19 protein-coding genes are annotated in these 18,202 nt (G+C 61.6%); 16 read left to right on the plus strand and 3 right to left on the minus strand.

Going from position 1 to position 18,202, the window contains the following annotated elements; translation table 11 throughout:
* Positions 1 to 56 precede the first annotated feature (56 nt).
* The 3 genes from N4A58_RS19210 (at position 57) to gltX (ending at position 2,889) form a co-directional block, all read left to right on the plus strand.
* Entirely contained in the window at positions 57 to 680 is a 624-nt protein-coding gene (locus N4A58_RS19210; RefSeq protein WP_293712759.1) for a uracil-DNA glycosylase family protein, read from the plus strand.
* The gene (locus N4A58_RS19215; protein ID WP_293712761.1) at positions 673 to 1,455 is read left to right on the plus strand and encodes an SseB family protein; all 783 of its coding nucleotides are present in this window, start codon (positions 673 to 675) and stop codon (positions 1,453 to 1,455) included. Before N4A58_RS19210 ends, N4A58_RS19215 begins: the two co-directional genes overlap by 8 nt.
* A gap of 99 nt (positions 1,456 to 1,554) precedes the next feature.
* Positions 1,555 to 2,889 (plus strand): glutamate--tRNA ligase, encoded by a 1,335-nt coding sequence (gene gltX, locus N4A58_RS19220; RefSeq protein WP_293712763.1) that lies wholly within the window; start codon positions 1,555 to 1,557, stop codon positions 2,887 to 2,889.
* A gap of 55 nt (positions 2,890 to 2,944) precedes the next feature.
* Here gltX and N4A58_RS19225 read toward each other — a convergent pair whose 3' ends face one another.
* A complete protein-coding gene (locus N4A58_RS19225) occupies positions 2,945 to 3,454 on the minus strand; it encodes a DUF1697 domain-containing protein (RefSeq protein WP_293712765.1) in 510 nt (169 codons plus the stop codon).
* A 42-nt stretch (positions 3,455 to 3,496) separates the two neighbouring features.
* Positions 3,497 to 4,429 carry a LysR family transcriptional regulator gene (locus N4A58_RS19230; RefSeq protein ID WP_293712767.1) on the minus strand — a complete coding sequence of 311 codons (933 nt, stop codon included), beginning with the start codon at positions 4,427 to 4,429 and terminating at the stop codon, positions 3,497 to 3,499.
* A gap of 104 nt (positions 4,430 to 4,533) precedes the next feature.
* Between N4A58_RS19230 and N4A58_RS19235 the strand changes: the two genes are divergently transcribed.
* From N4A58_RS19235 to gph, 12 genes are all read left to right on the plus strand, one after another.
* Positions 4,534 to 5,532: a class 1 fructose-bisphosphatase gene (locus N4A58_RS19235; protein WP_072707752.1), complete on the plus strand. Its 999-nt coding sequence runs from the start codon at positions 4,534 to 4,536 to the stop codon at positions 5,530 to 5,532.
* 18 nt (positions 5,533 to 5,550) lie between these two features.
* Positions 5,551 to 6,423, plus strand: a complete 873-nt coding sequence (locus tag N4A58_RS19240; RefSeq protein ID WP_293712770.1) for a phosphoribulokinase — start codon at positions 5,551 to 5,553, stop codon at positions 6,421 to 6,423.
* Between the two features lie 10 nt (positions 6,424 to 6,433).
* On the plus strand, positions 6,434 to 8,428 hold the full coding sequence (gene tkt, locus N4A58_RS19245; RefSeq protein ID WP_293712772.1) for a transketolase: 1,995 nt from the start codon (positions 6,434 to 6,436) through the stop codon (positions 8,426 to 8,428).
* Positions 8,429 to 8,435: 7 nt separating this feature from the next.
* A complete protein-coding gene (gap, locus tag N4A58_RS19250) occupies positions 8,436 to 9,437 on the plus strand; it encodes a type I glyceraldehyde-3-phosphate dehydrogenase (RefSeq protein ID WP_293712774.1) in 1,002 nt (333 codons plus the stop codon).
* Positions 9,434 to 10,642, plus strand: coding sequence for a phosphoglycerate kinase (pgk, locus tag N4A58_RS19255; protein WP_293712881.1), 1,209 nt, complete (start codon positions 9,434 to 9,436; stop codon positions 10,640 to 10,642). The genes gap and pgk overlap by 4 nt, the downstream gene beginning before the upstream one ends.
* Positions 10,643 to 10,658: 16 nt before the next feature.
* Positions 10,659 to 11,738 (plus strand): class II fructose-bisphosphate aldolase, encoded by a 1,080-nt coding sequence (fba, locus tag N4A58_RS19260; RefSeq protein WP_293712776.1) that lies wholly within the window; start codon positions 10,659 to 10,661, stop codon positions 11,736 to 11,738.
* Between the two features lie 28 nt (positions 11,739 to 11,766).
* Positions 11,767 to 13,236 (plus strand): form I ribulose bisphosphate carboxylase large subunit, encoded by a 1,470-nt coding sequence (locus N4A58_RS19265; RefSeq protein WP_293712778.1) that lies wholly within the window; start codon positions 11,767 to 11,769, stop codon positions 13,234 to 13,236.
* Positions 13,237 to 13,293: 57 nt separating this feature from the next.
* A complete protein-coding gene (locus N4A58_RS19270; RefSeq protein ID WP_293712780.1) occupies positions 13,294 to 13,683 on the plus strand; it encodes a ribulose bisphosphate carboxylase small subunit in 390 nt (129 codons plus the stop codon).
* 90 nt (positions 13,684 to 13,773) lie between these two features.
* Complete coding sequence (cbbX, locus tag N4A58_RS19275) at positions 13,774 to 14,691, plus strand: CbbX protein (RefSeq protein ID WP_293712782.1); 918 nt, start codon at positions 13,774 to 13,776, stop codon at positions 14,689 to 14,691.
* Positions 14,688 to 15,365 (plus strand): ribulose-phosphate 3-epimerase, encoded by a 678-nt coding sequence (gene rpe, locus N4A58_RS19280; protein WP_293712784.1) that lies wholly within the window; start codon positions 14,688 to 14,690, stop codon positions 15,363 to 15,365. Before cbbX ends, rpe begins: the two co-directional genes overlap by 4 nt.
* Positions 15,366 to 15,377: 12 nt before the next feature.
* Entirely contained in the window at positions 15,378 to 15,932 is a 555-nt protein-coding gene (locus N4A58_RS19285) for a thioredoxin family protein (RefSeq protein WP_293712786.1), read from the plus strand.
* Positions 15,932 to 16,597 carry a phosphoglycolate phosphatase gene (gene gph, locus N4A58_RS19290; RefSeq protein ID WP_293712788.1) on the plus strand — a complete coding sequence of 222 codons (666 nt, stop codon included), beginning with the start codon at positions 15,932 to 15,934 and terminating at the stop codon, positions 16,595 to 16,597. The genes N4A58_RS19285 and gph overlap by 1 nt, the downstream gene beginning before the upstream one ends.
* On the opposite strand, the gene N4A58_RS19295 is transcribed toward gph, so the two are convergent.
* The gene (locus N4A58_RS19295) at positions 16,589 to 17,188 is read right to left on the minus strand and encodes a LysE/ArgO family amino acid transporter (RefSeq protein ID WP_293712790.1); all 600 of its coding nucleotides are present in this window, start codon (positions 17,186 to 17,188) and stop codon (positions 16,589 to 16,591) included. The two genes, gph and N4A58_RS19295, sit on opposite strands and share 9 nt — an antisense overlap.
* 85 nt (positions 17,189 to 17,273) lie before the next feature.
* On the opposite strand from N4A58_RS19295, the gene N4A58_RS19300 reads away from it, so the two are divergent.
* Positions 17,274 to 18,164 (plus strand): LysR family transcriptional regulator ArgP, encoded by an 891-nt coding sequence (locus N4A58_RS19300; RefSeq protein ID WP_293712792.1) that lies wholly within the window; start codon positions 17,274 to 17,276, stop codon positions 18,162 to 18,164.
* Positions 18,165 to 18,202 lie beyond the last annotated feature (38 nt).

Below are 18,202 nucleotides of genomic sequence, written 5' to 3' on the forward strand. Positions count from 1 at the left end.
CGGTTCTTATTCTTAGGTAGATTAACGGTTAACTAAGCGCAAACTTTGCAGGAACTATGTCAAAAAAACGCGATGTAGGACAACCCGCGTTAGAAGCTCTCAAAGCGGAACTATCGATATGCGGTATCTGTGCGCAACGATTTGCACAGACGGCGACCGGACACAGCCCGCGTCCGGTGGTTTGGTTTGGCTCTGGTGCGCGTTTGCTGATTGCGGGGCAGGCGCCCGGGATGCGTGTGCACCACAGTGGCCAGCCGTTCACGGACCCGTCGGGTGACCGTCTGCGCGACTGGATGGGTGTGACGCCAGAACAGTTTTATGACCGCTCCCGCGTGGCGATCCTACCCATGGCATTCTGCTTTCCGGGATACGACGCCAAAGGCGCAGACCTGCCGCCGCCGCCCATCTGTGCGAAAACGTGGCGCGGACCCTTGATACAGGCGCTCGGGACGGTCCGGCTAACGCTTGCGGTGGGGGGATATGCCCAGAAATGGCACATCGGCGGGCGCACATCTGTCACTCAGACAGTGACGGAATGGCGCGATCATCTGGAAAACGGTGTCCTGCCCTTGCCTCATCCGTCGTGGCGCAATACCGCATGGCTCAAGAAAAACCCGTGGTTCGAGGCAGAGCTGCTGCCGGTGCTGCGGGCCAAGGTCAAAGAGGTGCTAAATGACTGAGACACTCCTGGATCAAGCCCACGCCGCCATGGACGCCGCCCCCGAGAGCGAGGCCGCGCGCCTGCGGTTCTATGATGTGCTGTCCGGATCGGAACTCTTCCTGCTGCTCGAAGAAGAGTCCGAAGGCGAGACGATCAAGCCGCGGCTCTTTCCCGTCGATGGCACTGAGTTTGCCGTAGTGTTCGACACCGAAGCGCGACTCGCTCAGTTCGCCGAGGGCGAAGCGCCCTATGCCGCGATCCCCGGCCGTGTCTTGGCAGAGTTGCTGAACGGGCAGGGGATCGGCCTTGGCGTCAATCTGACAGTCGCACCATCAGAGATGTTGCTGCCCCCCGAAGCTATCAGTTGGATCACCGATACCCTGTCCTCTGCCCCAGAAGAGGGCGAGGCGAATATCGAGGAATTCCTGTCCCCACGCGGATTGCCGGACTCTCTGTTGGTCTCGCTGGACAGCCGTTTGGCATCGGCCGCCGGTTTGGCGCGGTTCGCCTATCTGGTGGGTGTCCGCTACGAAGGCGGCGCGATGGGCCACATGTTGGGGGTTGTGGATCCTGTTCCCGGTGCCGAGCCGTCTATTGCGCGGGCGGTTCACGCTGCGCTGACCTTTTCGGGAATTGAGGCGGGTAGCATCGATGTATCCTTTTTCCGCGCGTCCGATCCAATGTCTGCGGCGCTGGCCAAGGTCGGTCTGCGGTTTGATCTGCCCCAACCCGAAGAGAAAGAGGGCCCCAAAGCCCCCGGCCGCGATCCGAACAATCCGCCGAAACTGCGCTAAGACCCCGCGCCATGCGGCAGGCGCACAGCCGCCCCGCCGCAGGCGATTGTGGACATTTCCCTGACTGTGTGGGACATGAACGCCCAACAGGAGAACGCTATGACGACCACCCGCTTTGCCCCTTCGCCGACCGGTTATATCCACGTTGGTAACCTGCGCACCGCGCTGATGAACTACCTGATCGCCCGCAAAGAGGGCGGCAAATTTATCCTGCGCATCGACGACACCGACCCCGAGCGGTCCAAGGAAGAATACGTTGATGCCATCAAGCAGGATCTGGAATGGCTCGGCATCCAGTGGGATCAGGTCGAGCGTCAGTCCGAGCGTCTGGATCGCTACGAGGATGCGGCGAACAAACTGCGCGAGATGGGCCGTTTCTACGAATGCTTCGAAACCCCGACCGAGCTGGACTTGAAGCGCAAGAAACAGCTGAACATGGGCAAGCCCCCCGTCTACGACCGGGCTGCCTTGGCTCTGTCGGACGAGGAAAAGGAAAAGCTGCGCGCAGAGCGTGGCGCTGGCGTCTGGCGCTTCAAATTGGATCACGAGCGGATCGAGTGGACCGACGGCATCCTTGGCGATCTGTCGATCGACGCGGCCTCGGTCTCTGACCCCGTCCTGATCCGTGCGGACGGCCAGATGCTGTACACGCTGGCTTCGGTTGTTGACGACACCGATATGGGCGTGACCCACGTTGTGCGCGGCTCTGACCACGTGACCAACACCGCGACCCAGATCCAGATCATGCGCGCCTTGGGCCATGATCACCCAGCGTTCGCCCACCATTCGCTACTGACCGGCCCGCAGGGCGAGGCACTGTCTAAACGTCTGGGCACCCTGTCCCTGCGCGATTTGCGTGCTGCTGGCGTGCAGCCGATGGCTCTGCTGTCGCTGATGGCGCGTCTAGGCTCGTCGCAGCCGGTGGAACTGCGGACCTCGATGGAAGAACTGATCGAAGGCTTCGACATCGGCCAGTTCGGCTCGGCCCCGACGAAGTTCGACAGCAATGACCTGTACCCGCTGACCGCGCGCATCAACGCGGCGAAGCCTTATTCGGAAGTCGCCCCCCTGATCGCAGAGCTTGGCGTTCCTGCTGAGCTGGCCGAACAGTTCTGGACCGTCAGCCGCGAGAACATCACCGTGCTGGACGACCTGAAGGGCTGGTGGGAGCTGTTCCGTGACGGCGCAGAGCCCAAAGTTGCCGACGAAGACCGCGAGATGATTGAGCAGGCGATGACCCTGCTGCCCGAAGGTCCGTTTGACGGTGACACGTGGGGCAACTGGACTTCTGCGGTGAAAGAGGCGACTGGCCGCAAAGGCAAGGGACTGTTCATGCCCTTGCGCCGCGCTGTAACCGGTCAGGACCGTGGCCCCGATATGTCGGACGTCATGCCCTTGCTTCAGGTCGTGAAAGCGCGCGGGTTCAAGGCCTAAGACGCCAAAACACCAAGGATTTCAGGGGCGCTTATGGCGCCCCTTTTTCGTGGTGTTAGGCCAATTTGCACGCCAAATTCAGCACTTTGATCAACGTGTTCATATTCCGCGTCGTGCCTGTGGTGCTGCCTGGTAAGACCAGTTTGGATCGCCCCATGCCTGACGGATAATGGGCGTAGACCTCGCGTGACCCAGCCGCAACGTGCTCGTCTTGTTTGCCCACCAGCGGGGCGCTTAGATCAGGCGCGCCATCCAACAGCAGTACCCCGAGTTGATTGCCCGCGGCGTCTGGAAACGGGTTATTTGCGATGATCTGCGAAAGCTCTTCGGGCGTGCGGATATGGACGCGGATCGATTTGCCGCAATACTCATACAGCCGAGCCTCCAGCGAGACACGCGCGCCTTCGGGCGTCATTTCCGTGGCGAAGATAACGTTTCCGCTGGCAATATAGGTTTGGACGTCGTGAAAGCCGATATCCCGACACATTCGCGCCAAGTCAGACATCGGCAGCTTGCCCGTTCCGCCAACATTCACGGAGCGTAAAAATGCGATGTAAATCCCCATAGCGCCAGTGTGACAGGTTCTGGCAAGCACAGAAAGTCAGGATTAGCTGAGGTCGAGTTTCGGCTCGATCATGCCGGCATGGTCCAGAATCCAGCGCTCCACCGCGGTCACCGCGGCGGGTTTGTCGGGGCGCGACTGGGGCAAGAGATACCATTTGCGATAGATCGGCAGACCTTGGACGCGCAGCCGTGCCAGCCGCCCCGATGACAGTTCATCTGCCACGGTGTGGGCCGAGATCATGGCGATCCCCAGTCCGTGGATCACTGCTTGCTTGATCGTTTCGTTCGAGGACATCTCGGTGATCCCCGCCACCTGATCGTGCCCGATCTCGTCCAGAAAGCGGGTGGCCAGAATGCGTGTGCCCGATCCCGCTTCGCGCATGACGAACCGTTCGCGCAGCAGCGCCTCGCGCGGGACCATAGGATCGCGGGCCAGTGGGTGATCCTGATTAGCGATGATGATGTGGGGGTGGTCGAACAATGGGACTGCTTCGGTGAGGTAGGTGCGGGGCGGGCGGCCCATGATGCACAGGTCCAACTCTGCCCGCTCCATCGCTTCGACGATTTCCTCGCGGTTGCCGACGCGCAAGGACACCTGCACATCCGGCATCTCCCGCTGCAAGAGCGCCACGATTCGAGGGGCGAAATACTTCCCCGTACTTACAACCCCCAGAACAACGCGCCCCGACAGACCCTGACCCAGCGCACCAATTTGTCGCACTGCCCGATCGAGCGATGTTTCGATCTCTGCCGCAGCCCGCAACAAAGCACGTCCTTGGGCAGTTGGCGTGTTGCGTTCTGCACCTGCACGGGACAGCAGCGGCGAGCCCACAATCGCCTCTAGGGTTTTCAATTGGTTATGCACCGCTGGACCGGTCAAATTCAGCCGTTCTGCAGCTGCGAGAATGGTGCTTTCTTCGACCACGGCGGTCAGGGCGCGAAGTTGCTTGAGGGTGATCTGGTCCAGACGCGGCATTCAATTTTCCTGACACTTCATACAGAAATTTGAAATTTTATTATCATTCAACCTGAGGATTATCAATCTCAGCTTCGGTTCAGGGAGGGGAGGCCCTAAACGTGATGCAAGAGATACGAATTCCCAGAGGGGGCGTTCCCGCCCCGCTTTGGCAGGTCATGAATGCTTTGTGCGATGTGGCGGTCGGTTTGTCGGACGCTGTGGGGCGCGGACCGCTGGCGGGACAACTGGCAGCGAACATCGGCCACAACACCGATGGCGATCAGCAAAAGGCGCTGGATGTGCTGGCCGACGACGCATTCGCCCATGCCATGCAAGGCACCGGCGTCCGCTGGTATGCCTCGGAAGAGCGCGAGACGGTCAACGAGATCGACGTAAATGGTGCCTTGGCGCTAGCGATTGATCCGCTTGACGGCTCGTCAAACATCAACTGCAATGTGTCGATCGGGACCATCTTTTCGATCCAGCCGGCGCTGGACGACGGTACCGAAACGTTCCTGCGGGACGGCAGTCATCTGCTGGCTTCGGGGTACTTTATCTACGGGCCTCATACCGCTTTGGTTGTGACATTTGGCGATGGTGTGCGTCAGTACATTCTGGATCGGGTTGAGGGCGCCTTTGTCGAGACCGAGACCACGATGATCCCGCCAGAGGCCAGCGAGTTCGCGATCAACGCGTCGAACTATCGCCACTGGGCCAAGCCGGTGCGGGCCTACATCGACGATTGTCTGGCTGGGTCCGAAGGGCCGCGGGGCAAGAATTTCAACATGCGTTGGGTGGCGTCCTTGGTGGCCGAAACCCACCGGATCATGTGCCGTGGGGGGATTTTTCTGTACCCCGGCGACGAGCGCAAAGGCTACGAGAATGGCCGCCTGCGTCTGGTCTATGAATGCGCGCCGATCGCCTTCTTGGTCGAACAAGCGGGCGGCAAGGCGACCACCGGCACCGCTCGTGTCCTGAGCCAGATCCCGACCAGCCTGCATGCCCGAACGCCTATGGTTTTTGGCACCGCAGACAAGGTCGACCGCGTCAGCACCTATCACGATCTGCCCGAGACCGAAGTCTCTGCCCTGTTCGGCAACCGCGGCCTGTTCCGCGCCTGACACTGACTGGAAAATACTATGTCCAAAAAGCATCCGATTATTTCGGTGACCGGCTCCTCTGGTGCTGGAACCACCACTGTCAAAAGTACCTTTGACCAGATTTTCCGGCGCGAGGGGGTCAGCACCGTCTCGATCGAGGGCGACGCATTCCACCGCTATGACCGCGCCGCGATGAAGGCCGAGTTGGAGCGCCGGACGGCCGAAGGAGATCAGGGGTTCAGCCACTTTTCCTATGACGCGAACGAACTGGCGAAACTGGAAAGCGTGTTCCGCAGCTATGGCGAAACCGGCACCGGTGAGACCCGCCATTACGTCCACGACGACGATGAGGCGGCACGGTATGGCAGCGCGCCTGGCACGTTCACAGACTGGGCCCCGTTCGAGGATGGCAGCGACCTGCTGTTTTACGAAGGGCTGCATGGCGCCGTGGTGAATGACGAGGTGAACCTTGCGGCTCTGGCGGATCTGAAGGTCGGCGTGGTGCCCGTGATTAACCTTGAGTGGATCCAGAAGATCCACCGCGACAGCTCCAAGCGCGGCTACACCACCGAGGCCGTGACCGACACCATCCTGCGCCGGATGCACGCCTATGTGCACTGCATCTGCCCGCAGTTCTCCGAGACTGACATCAACTTCCAGCGGGTGCCAGTGGTCGACACCTCGAACCCGTTCATCGCGCGCTGGATTCCCACGGCGGACGAGAGCCTTGTGGTGATCCGATTCAAGAACCCGCGCGGCATCGATTTCCCCTACCTGATGTCGATGATCCACGACAGCTGGATGACCCGTGCGAATTCGCTCGTGATCCCGGGGGGCAAGATGGATCTGGCGATGCAGCTGATCTTCACCCCGATGATCCTGCGCCTTGTCCAAGAATCCAAGCGGAGCTGAGGAGGCTGCCATGACTGTGCAAACACCTGTAAATGTGGACGAAACCACCATGGCCAACGCCATCCGCGCCCTGACCATGGACGCGGTGCAAGCAGCAAACTCGGGCCACCCCGGCGCGCCTATGGGCTTGGCCGATGTGGCGACGGTTCTGTTCAACCGCTTTGTCAAAGTGGACCCCGCCGATCACAAATGGCCCGACCGTGACCGCTTTGTCATGAGCGCGGGGCATGGCTCGATGCTGGTCTATGCGATCAACCATCTGCTGGGCTATGCGGACATGGACGCTGACCAGTTGCGGAACTTCCGCCAAATGGGCTCGCGCACCGCAGGTCATCCCGAATACGGCCACGCCATGGGGATCGAGACCACCACCGGCCCGCTGGGGCAGGGGATTTCGACCGGCGTCGGCATGGCCTTGGCCGAGCGTATGCATAATGCCCGTTTCGGCGACGAGCTGGTCGATCACTTCACCTATGTGCTGGCCGGTGATGGCTGCCTGATGGAGGGGATCAGCCACGAGGCCATCGATTTGGCTGGCCATCTGGGCTTGGGGCGTCTGGTCGTTTTCTGGGACGACAACCGCATCACCATCGACGGGCCGACCGACCTGTCCACCAGCATGGACCAACGCGCTCGGTTCGAGGCCGCAGGCTGGCACGTGCAGGCCGTGGACGGTCACAACCCCGAGGCCATCGCTCGCGTCATCGAGAACGCCCGCAAAGACCTGCGCCCGTCGCTGATCGCCTGCCGGACCACCATTGGCAAAGGCGCGCCCAACATGCAGGGCAGCCACAAGGTGCACGGCTCGCCATTGGGCGCTGACGAGATCGCCGCAACCCGCGATGCGTTGAACTGGCCCCATGAGCCCTTCGTGGTGCCGACCGAAGTCAAAACCGCGTGGGAAGCCATCGCCACCCGCGGCGCCAACGCCCGCGCCAACTGGACCACCCGCAAAGAGGCCAGTCCGAAGGCCGCGGACTTTGACCGTTCGCTGGCCGCTCCGGACGCGCAGGGTCTGAACGCCGCGATCACCGCCTACAAACGCCGCCTCTCCAAGGACCAGCCCAAGGTCGCTACGCGCAAAGCCTCGGAAATGGCGCTGGAGGTGGTGAATGCCACGCTGCCCAATTCTGTGGGTGGGTCCGCTGATCTGACCGGTTCGAACAACACCCGCACCAGCGCGATGAAGCCGGTGAGCCGCAACGACTACAGCGGCGACTACATCCACTATGGCATCCGCGAGCACGGCATGGCCGCCGCGATGAACGGGATCGCGCTGCACGGGGGCTTTTTTACCTATGGCGGGACGTTCCTGGCCTTTGCCGACTATTGCCGCCCGTCGATCCGCCTGTCTGCGCTGATGGGGGTTCCGGTCGCCTATGTGATGACCCACGACTCAATTGGTCTGGGAGAGGACGGCCCCACCCACCAGCCGGTGGAAACCATCGCATCCCTGCGGGCCATGCCGAACCTGACCGTGTTCCGCCCCGCCGACGCGGTGGAAACCGCCGAAGCGTGGGAGCTGTGCGCCACGTCCGAGGCCACGCCCACCCTGCTGTGCCTGTCGCGTCAGAACCTGCCGACCCTGCGCACCACGCACACCGATGCCAACCTGACCGCCCGCGGGGCCTATGTGCTGCGGGAGACAGCGGGGGCTCGGGATGTGACGCTGATCGCGACCGGTTCCGAGGTCGAGATCGCCCTGGAGGCCGCCGACCTGCTGGCCGCCGAAGGCATTCGTGCCGCCGTGGTCTCCGCCCCCAGCTTCGAGCTGTTCGCGGCCCAACCTGCCGCCTACCGCGTGCTGGTCCGTGGCACCGCCCCGCGCGTCGGGGTCGAAGCTGCGATCCGGCAGGGATGGGAGCTGTTCCTGGAGCGCAGCGACGGCTTTGTCGGGATGACCGGCTTTGGCGCCAGCGCGCCTGCGGACGAGCTGTACCGCCACTTTCACATCACTGCCGAGGCCATCGCAGCTTCGGCCAAGAAGCAAATCAACAAGGGATAACAGTGTCATGACAACCAAGGTTGCCATCAACGGCTTCGGCCGTATCGGGAGAAATGTGCTTCGCGCGATCGCAGAGTCGGGCCGCAATGACATCGAAGTGGTCGCGATCAACGATCTGGGCCCGGTGGAGATGAACGCCCATTTGCTGCAATTCGACAGCGTGCATGGCCGTTATCCCGGTGAAGTCAAAACCGCTGGAAACGCTATCGATATCGGCCGCGGCCCCATCGAAGTCACTGCGATCCGTGATCCCAAAGACCTGCCTTGGGGCGGGGTGGACGTGGCGTTGGAGTGCACCGGCATCTTTACCGACCGCGACAAGGCCGCCCTGCATCTGGAGAACGGCTCGAAGCGCGTGCTGGTCTCGGCCCCTGCGAACGGTGTGGACCGGACTGTCGTGTTCGGCGTGAACCACCGAGATCTGACCGGCAGCGATATCATTGTCTCGAACGCCTCGTGCACCACGAACTGTCTCTCCCCTGTGGCGAAAGTGCTGCACGAAGCGGTCGGGATCGAAAAGGGCTTCATGACCACCATCCACAGCTATACGGGCGACCAGCCCACGCTGGATACGATGCACAAGGACATGTACCGTGCCCGTGCGGCCGCCCTGTCTATGATCCCGACATCCACCGGCGCGGCCAAGGCAGTGGGTCTGGTTCTGCCCGAGCTGAACGGCAAGCTAGACGGTGTGGCGATCCGCGTGCCGACTCCGAATGTGTCGGTCGTCGACCTGACCTTTATGGCCAGCCGCGACACCACAGTAGACGAGGTGAACGCCGCCATCCGTGCCGCCGCTGACAGCGATCTGAAGGGGATACTCGGCTATACCGACACCGCCAACGTCTCGATGGATTTCAACCACGATCCGCATTCGTCGATCTTCCACATGGACCAGACCAAAGTCATGGACGGCCGCATGGTCCGCATCCTGAGCTGGTACGACAACGAATGGGGCTTCTCGAACCGGATGGCGGATACCGCCTGCGCCATGGGGAGGCTGATCTGATGCTTCCTTCGATCATGGATGTGGATGTGCGCGGTAAACGGGTGCTGGTCCGCGCTGACCTGAATGTGCCGGTGGACGAAGGCGTCGTGACCGATGCCACCCGCATCAACCGTTTTGCGGCGGGGATAAAGCCTCTGCTGGAGCGCGGCGCGCGGTTGGTGATCCTGACCCACTTTGGCCGTCCCAAGGTGAACGAGATGAACCCGGCCTATTCGGTGGACAAGCTGCGTCCCGCTTTGGCGCAGGCGCTGGGGACGTCGGTCGTGTTTTCGGATGTCTGCGGCGAAGACTCTGCCGTGATCCTGAGCAAGCGCCTGAAGGATGGTGAAGCCCTGCTCTGCGAGAACCTGCGCTACAACCCGGGCGAGACGGCGAATGACCCTGCGTTCGCTGCGGCGCTGGCGCAGCTGGGGGATGTCTATGTGAATGACGCCTTTAGCTGCGCGCACCGCAGCCATGCCTCGACCGAGGCGTTGGCCAGGATGTTGCCCGCTTATGCAGGTCCGCTGCTGATCGAAGAGATGGAGGCGCTGACATCCGCGTTGGAAACGCCGCAACAGCCTGCTGTGGCCATCGTCGGCGGCGCCAAAGTGTCCAGCAAGATCGCTGTGTTGAAGAACCTGGTGATGAAGCTGGATCACGTGATCATCGGCGGGGGCATGGCGAACACCTTCCTCTATGCGGATGGGGCGCCGATGGGGCGGTCCCTGCACGAGGCAGATCAGGTCGAGACCGTGCAGGAAATCCGCAAGCTGGCCGAGAAATCCGGCTGCCAAATCCACCTGCCCGAGGACGTGGTTATCGCGACCGAGTTCAAGGCGGGCGCCGAGAACCGTGTGGTCGGAGCGCACGAATGTACGGCCGGTGCGATGATCCTGGATGCGGGGCCGCGCGCCTTGTCGAACTTCCAACGGGTTCTGAGCGAATGCCGCACGATCCTGTGGAACGGGCCTTTGGGCGCGTTCGAAATCCCGCCCTTTGACCACGCCACGAACCAACTGGCCCGCACTGCTGCCGCTCTGACGCGGCAGGGCCGCGCGATCAGCGTGGCGGGCGGGGGCGATACAGTGGCCGCCCTGAACGGCGCCGCTGTGACCCAAGACTTTACCTATGTGTCCACCGCCGGTGGCGCATTTCTGGAATGGCTGGAGGGCAAGGCCCTTCCCGGTATCGCGGCCCTGCAAGGGGCAGCCAAGGCAGCCTGAGGGGGAGGAGACCAACATGGCATTGATTACCTTGAGACAACTACTGGATCACGCGGCCGAGCATGGCTACGGCGTTCCCGCCTTTAACATCAACAACATGGAGCAGGGTCTGGCGATCATGGAGGCCGCCAAGGCGACCGGTTCGCCGGTGATCCTTCAGGCCAGCCGCGGGGCGCGATCCTATGCCGGTGACATCATGCTGCGCCACATGGTCGTGGCCCTGTCCGAGATGTACCCCGACAACCACATCGTGCTGCATCAGGACCACGGCAACAACGACGCCACCTGTCTGTCTGCGATCCGTCACGGCTTTACCTCGGTGATGATGGACGGCTCACTGCACGAGGACATGAAGACCCCCGCAGACTTCGACTACAACGTCGAGATCACCGCACGCGTCACCAAAGCCGCCCATGCGGTCGGTGCCTCGGTCGAGGGGGAGCTAGGTGTTCTGGGCTCGCTGGAAACCGGCGAAGCGGGCGAAGAAGATGGCTCGGGCGCAGTTGGTAAACTGTCTCATGACCAGCTGCTGACCGATCCCGATCAGGCGGTCGAGTTCGTGATGGCCACCCGCTGCGACGCGCTGGCGATTGCGTGCGGGACTTCGCACGGGGCCTACAAGTTCAGCCGCAAGCCCGACGGTGACATCCTGTCGATGGAGACCATCCGCCGGATCAACGAAAAGCTGCCCAACACCCATCTGGTCATGCACGGGTCTAGCTCGGTGCCGCAGCAGCTTCAGGACCTGATCAACGCCAATGGCGGCGAGATGCCCCAGACTTATGGCGTGCCGGTCGAAGAGATCGAGCGCGGCATCAAGATGGGCGTGCGCAAGGTCAATATCGACACCGACTGCCGCATGGCGATGACCGGCCAGTTCCGCAAGATCGCGACGGACAAGCCCGCCGAATTCGACCCGCGCAAGTTCCTGATCCCCGCGATGAAAGAGCTCGAGGATCTGTGCCGCGACCGCTTCGAACGCTTTGGCACCGCCGGTCAGGCAGACCGCATCAAACCCATTTCCATGGATGACATGGCTCGTCGCTACGAGAGCGGCGCGCTTGATCCCCAAATCGCAGCTGCGCGTGCAGCGTGAACCCGTCACGGCAGGAGGAGGCCACGACATGAACGACATGAGCAATCCCACCGAAATCAAGGACAAGAAAAAGCGCTATGCCGCAGGGGTCCTGAAATACGCGCAGATGGGTTACTGGGACGGTGACTACCAGCCCAAAGACACCGATGTGCTGGCCCTGTTCCGCATCACCCCGCAGGAGGGTGTGGACCCTATCGAGGCCGCGGCCGCTGTGGCGGGGGAATCCTCTACCGCCACGTGGACCGTGGTCTGGACCGACCGTTTGACCGCTGCGGACCAGTACCGCGCCAAGGCCTACCGCGTTGACCCCGTGCCCGGTCAGCCCGGCCAGTACTTTGCCTACGTGGCCTATGACCTGATCCTGTTCGAAGAGGGATCAATCGCGAACCTGACCGCATCCATCATCGGCAACGTGTTCAGCTTTAAACCCCTGATGGCGGCGCGTCTGGAGGATATGCGCTTCCCCGTGGCTTACGTCAAAACCTTTAAAGGGCCGCCCACCGGTCTGGTTGTGGAACGCGAGCGTCTGGACAAGTTCGGCAAGCCCCTGCTGGGCGCGACCACCAAGCCAAAGCTGGGTCTGTCGGGCAAGAACTATGGCCGCGTGGTTTACGAAGGTCTGAAGGGTGGCCTCGACTTCATGAAGGATGACGAGAACATCAACTCGCAGCCCTTCATGCACTGGCGTGACCGTTTCCTCTACTGCATGGAGGCGGTGAACAAGGCGACCGCCGAAACCGGTGAAGTCAAAGGCCACTACCTGAACATCACTGCTGGCACGATGGGAGAGATGTATGCCCGCGCCGAGTTCGCCAAACAGCTGGGGTCGGTCATCGTCATGGTCGACCTGATTGTGGGTTGGACTGCGATCCAGTCGATCAGCGAATGGTGCCGTGCAAACGATATGATCCTGCACATGCACCGCGCAGGTCACGGCACCTATACCCGCCAGAAGAACCACGGCATCAGCTTCCGTGTGATCGCCAAGTGGCTGCGTTTGGCTGGCGTAGACCACCTGCACTGCGGCACCGCGGTGGGCAAGCTCGAGGGCGATCCCATGACCGTTCAGGGCTACTACAATGTTTGTCGCGAGACCCACAACGAGGTCGATCTGCAGCGCGGGATCTTCTTTGAGCAGGACTGGGGCGACATCAAGAAGGTGATGCCGGTGGCCTCGGGCGGTATTCACGCGGGCCAAATGCACCAGCTGATCGATCTGTTCGGCGACGATGTGGTGCTGCAGTTCGGCGGCGGCACCATTGGTCATCCGATGGGCATTCAGGCGGGCGCAACCGCGAACCGTGTGGCGCTGGAAGCCATGATCCTGGCCCGCAACGAAGGCCGCGAGATCGCGGTCGAAGGCCCCGAAATCCTGCGTGAAGCGGCCAAGTGGTGCAAACCGCTGGAAGCGGCGCTGGATACTTGGGGGAACATCACCTTCAACTACACCTCGACGGATACCTCGGACTTTGTGCCGACGGCTGTGCCCGCGATGTAAGCCATTCGGCCGCGCGCCGGATGCGTGCGCGGCCCCCGACATTCAGGAGATTTTACCATGCGTATCACACAGGGCTGCTTCAGCTTTCTTCCCGATCTGAATGATGAGCAGATCAACAAACAGGTCGAATACATTCTGGGCAAAGAGTGGGCGGTCAGTCTGGAATACACAGACGATCCGCACCCCCGGAATACTTATTGGGAGATGTGGGGCCACCCCATGTTCGATCTGCGCGACGCCAAGGGCGTGATGATGGAGCTGGACGAGTGCCGCAAGGCGAACCCCAACACCTACATCCGCATTCAGGCGTTCGACAACACCCGCGGCTTCGAGACCGTGATGATGAGCTTTATCGTCAATCGTCCCGAGGTCGAGCCGACATTCCATATGCAGCGCACCGACGTGGACGGACGGTCTCAGCGCTATGCGTGGGATGCGCGGCGCTGAATTGGCCGGCCTTCGGGCTGGTTTGAGAAGGCCGGGGGCGCTGCCCCCGGACCCCCGGAGTATTTTGGCAAAGAAGAAAGAAGCAGGGTGATGGTTGAGGGCACTGTACAGACTGTCGATCTGGCGGCGGAATATGAAGCCTCTGGCGTGCGGGAGGTTCTGGAGGAACTGGATCGTGAGCTCATCGGCTTGGCGCCGGTGAAGCAGCGCATTCGCGAGACGGCGGCTTTGTTGCTTGTCGATAAGGCGCGGCGCGAGATGGGGCTGTCGAACGAGACGCCGACCCTGCACATGTCGTTCACGGGCAATCCGGGGACGGGCAAGACCACTGTGGCGCGGATGATGGCGGGGCTGCTGCACCGCTTGGGCTATGTGCGCAAGGGGCATTTGGTGTCGGTGACGCGGGATGATCTGGTGGGCCAGTACATCGGCCACACGGCGCCTAAGACCAAAGAGGTTCTGAAGCGGGCCATGGGCGGAGTTCTGTTCATCGACGAGGCCTACTATCTGTATAAGCCTGATAACGAGCGGGATTACGGCCAAGAGGCGATCGAGATCCTGCTGCAGGTGATGGAGAACAATCGTGACGATCTGGTGGTGATCATGGCGGGGTATGCGGACCGGATGGACCGGTTTTTCACAGCCAACCCGGGTTTCCGTTCGCGCATCGCCCACCACATCGATTTCCCCGATTATTCGGACGATGAACTGCTGCGGATTTCCCAATCCATGCTGGAAGGGCAGAGCTATGTCTTTGACCCTGAGGCCGAGGCGGCGATGGCCGAGTATATTTCGATGCGCCGGATGCAGCCCCATTTCGCCAATGCGCGGTCGATCCGGAATGCTTTGGACCGTGCGCGGCTGCGGCAGGCGAACCGGCTGTTTTCAGAGAGTAAGGGTCCGCTGGATGCGGCGGCGTTATCGACCATCACTGCGGCGGATGTGCGGGCCAGCCGCGTGTTTCAGGGCGGTCTGGATGTGGACCGGATGCGGGAGGCTGCGGAATGAGTTTTGATCGGTCGGTGAAGATTGCTCCGTCCATCTTGTCGGCGGATTTTGCGAATTTCGGTCAGGAGATTCAGGCGATTGAAGCGCAGGGTGCGGATTGGGTTCATGTGGACGTGATGGACGGGCATTTCGTGCCAAACCTGACCTTTGGGCCGCCTGCGGTGAAGGCGTTCCGGCCTCATGTGAAAACCGTCATGGACGTGCATTTGATGATCGCGCCAGTGGACTCGTATATCGAGGCCTATGCCGATGCGGGGGCCGATGTTCTGACCGCCCATATTGAGGCGGGGCCGCATAGTCACCGGACGCTTCAGGCCATTCGCGGGGCGGGGATGAAGGCGGGGATTGCGCTAAACCCCGGCACGCCTGCCGAAGCGGTCGCGCATCTGCTGGATTTGACGGACTTGGTCTGTGTGATGACGGTGAACCCCGGCTTCGGTGGGCAGAAGTTCATCGACATGACGGCCAAGGTGCGCAAGCTGCGCGAGATGATCGGCGACCGCCCCATCCATATCGAGATTGACGGCGGGGTGGACCCGACCACGGCGCCTTTGGTCGCGGCGGCGGGGGCCGATGTGCTGGTTGCCGGAAGTGCGGTGTTTCGCGGCGGGTCGGTGGGCAACCCAGAGGTTTATGGCGCTAATATCGCGGCGATCCGCAACGCCTGTTCCTGAAGGAGACCAGCTATGCCCGTCACACCCCCCGTTTGCGATTTCGGTTGGAAAGCACCTGATTTTACATTGCCAAGCACAGATGGTCGTCAGGTCAGCTTTGGCGATGTGGCGGGGACCAAGGGCACTCTGGTCATGTTTATCTGCAACCATTGCCCCTATGTGCTGGCGGTTCTGGACCGTATCATCCGTGATGCCTCCGAGTTAATGGAAATGGGGATCGGCGTGGTCGCGATCAGCGCCAATGACGCCGAGGCTTATCCCAAGGACAGCTTTGACAACATGCGCCTGATGGCCGAGGCGCGGGGCTTTCCATTCCCCTATCTGTATGACGAAACCCAAGCGGTGGCGCGGGCCTATGATGCGGCCTGCACGCCGGATTTCTATGGCTTCGACGCGGACGGAGGACTGCAATATCGCGGGCGGCTTGATGCCTCGACCAAGGCTGCGGGGCCTGCGGACCTGCGCCGTGATCTGTTCGAGGCGATGAAGCAGGTGGCCGAAACGGGGCAGGGACCCAAAGACCAGATCCCTTCGATGGGGTGTTCGATCAAGTGGAAGACAGGATAATGGCGCGGATTGTTTTTGATCTGGACGGGACGCTGATCGACAGCGCACCCGACATTCACGGAATTGCCAACGCGGTGCTGGCGGGCGAAGGGGCAGATCCTATCACCTTGGCCCAAGCCCGCGAGTTCATCGGGAACGGAGCCGGTGTCTTTGTCGCGAAAATGCGCGCGGCGCGGGGCATCGCGGATAATGAGCAAGAGCGTTTGCTGGCTGACTTCACGGGCCGCTATCTGACAGCCACCGATCTGACGCATCCTTATCCGGCGGTTGAAGAGGTGCTGGGGCAGTTGAAGGCAGCGGGTCACAGTTTGGGTGTGTGCACGAACAAACCCTTTGCGGCCACACAAGCCGCGTTGCGCGCGACCGGACTGGATGGATACTTTGACGTCGTCATCGGCGGGGACAGCCTACCGGTGCACAAGCCGGACCCACGCCCCTTGGACAAGGCCTTTGCCGATCTGGGGCGTGGTCCAGAGATATACGTGGGCGATAGCGAGGTTGATGCCGAAACGGCGCAGCGCGCCTTGGTCCCATTTGTTCTGTTCACCGAGGGCTACCGGAAAACAGCCAGCGCGTTGATCCCCCATGCAGCCCAATTCAGCCATTTCGACGATCTCGGCGCGATCATTGATGCGCTGTTGGCCGAGGCTGCGATGTCATCCTAGCAGCAGGGACGCGGCAATCGCCCACATGGTGCAGCCGACGACGATTTCTAGCACGACCCACGCTTTGGGATTTTCAAACAGGCCAGACAACAGGCGCGCGCCGAACCCCAAGGCCACGAAAAAGGACAGCGAGCCAAGAATTGCACCGACGGCAAAGCTCCAGTGATCGGGCGCGTATTGGCTGCCGATTGATCCGAGCAGCAGCACTGTGTCCAAGTAGACGTGGGGGTTTGCCCATGTCAGGGTCAGACAGATCAGCAGGACCTTGATCAGCGGGACAGAGGGTTTGTTCGCGGGCAGCAATGCTTCGCCGCCTTGGAGTGCCGCGCGAAACCGGAGCGCGCCGTAGACCAGCAGAAATGCAGCACCGAACCAGCGCATCACAGGCCCCAGCCACGGGATCGAGGCGATTAGCGTGCCCATTCCCGCGATGCCCGCCGTGATCAGTATCGCATCCGACAGTGCGCAGACCGCGACCACAGCGGCGACGTGTTCGCGCCGCAACCCTTGGCGCAGGACAAAGGCATTTTGCGAGCCGATGGCGGCAATCAGACTAAGGGACACAAGGTATCCGTGGATCAGGGCGGTCATGTGCTCTCCTTTGGTTCGCCCATTGCTTATGGATTGCTGGGGTATTAGTCTAATTCAAATAATTTTATCTTGATTAGAGTTTCTAATGATAGATCCACTGCACCTTCAGGCGCTTGCGGCGGTCCATCGGCGCGGTTCCTTTGGTGGAGCGGCGGCGGAACTGCATCTGACCCAATCGGCGGTGTCCCAGCGGATCAAGGCGCTTGAGGACCAGATCGGCAGCGTTTTGCTCGTGCGCGGGACGCCTTGTGTTGCCACGCAGGCGGGGCAAACCTTGATCGGGCATTTCGATCGGCTGATGTTGATGGAGACAGCCGTGCGGCGGGATTTGGGGCAGGGGGCACAGGGGCCAAGCACCCTTCGGATTGCAGTCAACGCGGACAGTCTGGCCACTTGGTTCTTGCCCGCCTTGCAAGCGGTTGAAGGTTTCCTGTTCGACATCGTCATTGACGACGAGGATGTCTCGCAAGACTGGCTGAAGCGGGGTGAAGTTGCCGCCGTTGTGACGGCCCACTCCAAACCTTTGCAGGGCTGCGAGAGTGTGCCGCTTGGCCATCTGCGGTATGTCGCGACGGCCAGCCCCGACTACATGCGCCGCTGGATGCCCGATGGCGTCACGGCCCAAGCCTTGGCCAAAGCGCCGGCGCTGATGTTCTCGGACAAGGACAAGCTGCAGGAAAGGTGGGTGGCGCGAAACTTTGGCAATACGGTGCGCCCGCGTGGGCTGCCCTGTCACCGCATCGGCTCCAGCCAAGCCTTTGTCGATGCGTGTATTTTGGGCTTGGGGTGGGCGCTGAACCCTGAATATTTGGTCGCCGATCATTTGATGGCGGGCCGGCTGGTGCATCTGTATGTCGATGCGCCCCACGATGCCCCGCTCTTTTGGCAGTTCAACCGGCTGACCGCAGAGGCTTTGGCCCCGATGACAGCCGCTGTGCGTGCGGCTGCAGCTCAGGTGCTTTTGCCGCCCGAATGAACGGGACGTCACAGTTGCGAAACCCCGAACCGGGCTGC

The sequence above is a fragment of the Donghicola sp. genome, assembly GCF_025210255.1.
In the GTDB taxonomy this organism is placed as follows: Bacteria; Pseudomonadota; Alphaproteobacteria; order Rhodobacterales; family Rhodobacteraceae; genus Donghicola; species Donghicola eburneus.

What these genes read in the sequence shown, in the direction of transcription:
- N4A58_RS19210 (WP_293712759.1), top strand. Translation starts at nt 57, where the DNA reads ATGTCAAAAAAACGCGATGTAGGACAACCCGCGTTAGAAGCTCTCAAA.
- N4A58_RS19215 (WP_293712761.1), top strand. Translation starts at nt 673, where the DNA reads ATGACTGAGACACTCCTGGATCAAGCCCACGCCGCCATGGACGCCGCC.
- gltX (WP_293712763.1), top strand. Translation starts at nt 1,555, where the DNA reads ATGACGACCACCCGCTTTGCCCCTTCGCCGACCGGTTATATCCACGTT.
- N4A58_RS19225 (WP_293712765.1), bottom strand. Translation starts at nt 3,454, where the DNA reads ATGGGGATTTACATCGCATTTTTACGCTCCGTGAATGTTGGCGGAACG.
- N4A58_RS19230 (WP_293712767.1), bottom strand. Translation starts at nt 4,429, where the DNA reads ATGCCGCGTCTGGACCAGATCACCCTCAAGCAACTTCGCGCCCTGACC.
- N4A58_RS19235 (WP_072707752.1), top strand. Translation starts at nt 4,534, where the DNA reads ATGCAAGAGATACGAATTCCCAGAGGGGGCGTTCCCGCCCCGCTTTGG.
- N4A58_RS19240 (WP_293712770.1), top strand. Translation starts at nt 5,551, where the DNA reads ATGTCCAAAAAGCATCCGATTATTTCGGTGACCGGCTCCTCTGGTGCT.
- tkt (WP_293712772.1), top strand. Translation starts at nt 6,434, where the DNA reads ATGACTGTGCAAACACCTGTAAATGTGGACGAAACCACCATGGCCAAC.
- gap (WP_293712774.1), top strand. Translation starts at nt 8,436, where the DNA reads ATGACAACCAAGGTTGCCATCAACGGCTTCGGCCGTATCGGGAGAAAT.
- fba (WP_293712776.1), top strand. Translation starts at nt 10,659, where the DNA reads ATGGCATTGATTACCTTGAGACAACTACTGGATCACGCGGCCGAGCAT.
- N4A58_RS19265 (WP_293712778.1), top strand. Translation starts at nt 11,767, where the DNA reads ATGAACGACATGAGCAATCCCACCGAAATCAAGGACAAGAAAAAGCGC.
- N4A58_RS19270 (WP_293712780.1), top strand. Translation starts at nt 13,294, where the DNA reads ATGCGTATCACACAGGGCTGCTTCAGCTTTCTTCCCGATCTGAATGAT.
- cbbX (WP_293712782.1), top strand. Translation starts at nt 13,774, where the DNA reads ATGGTTGAGGGCACTGTACAGACTGTCGATCTGGCGGCGGAATATGAA.
- rpe (WP_293712784.1), top strand. Translation starts at nt 14,688, where the DNA reads ATGAGTTTTGATCGGTCGGTGAAGATTGCTCCGTCCATCTTGTCGGCG.
- N4A58_RS19285 (WP_293712786.1), top strand. Translation starts at nt 15,378, where the DNA reads ATGCCCGTCACACCCCCCGTTTGCGATTTCGGTTGGAAAGCACCTGAT.
- gph (WP_293712788.1), top strand. Translation starts at nt 15,932, where the DNA reads ATGGCGCGGATTGTTTTTGATCTGGACGGGACGCTGATCGACAGCGCA.
- N4A58_RS19295 (WP_293712790.1), bottom strand. Translation starts at nt 17,188, where the DNA reads ATGACCGCCCTGATCCACGGATACCTTGTGTCCCTTAGTCTGATTGCC.
- N4A58_RS19300 (WP_293712792.1), top strand. Translation starts at nt 17,274, where the DNA reads ATGATAGATCCACTGCACCTTCAGGCGCTTGCGGCGGTCCATCGGCGC.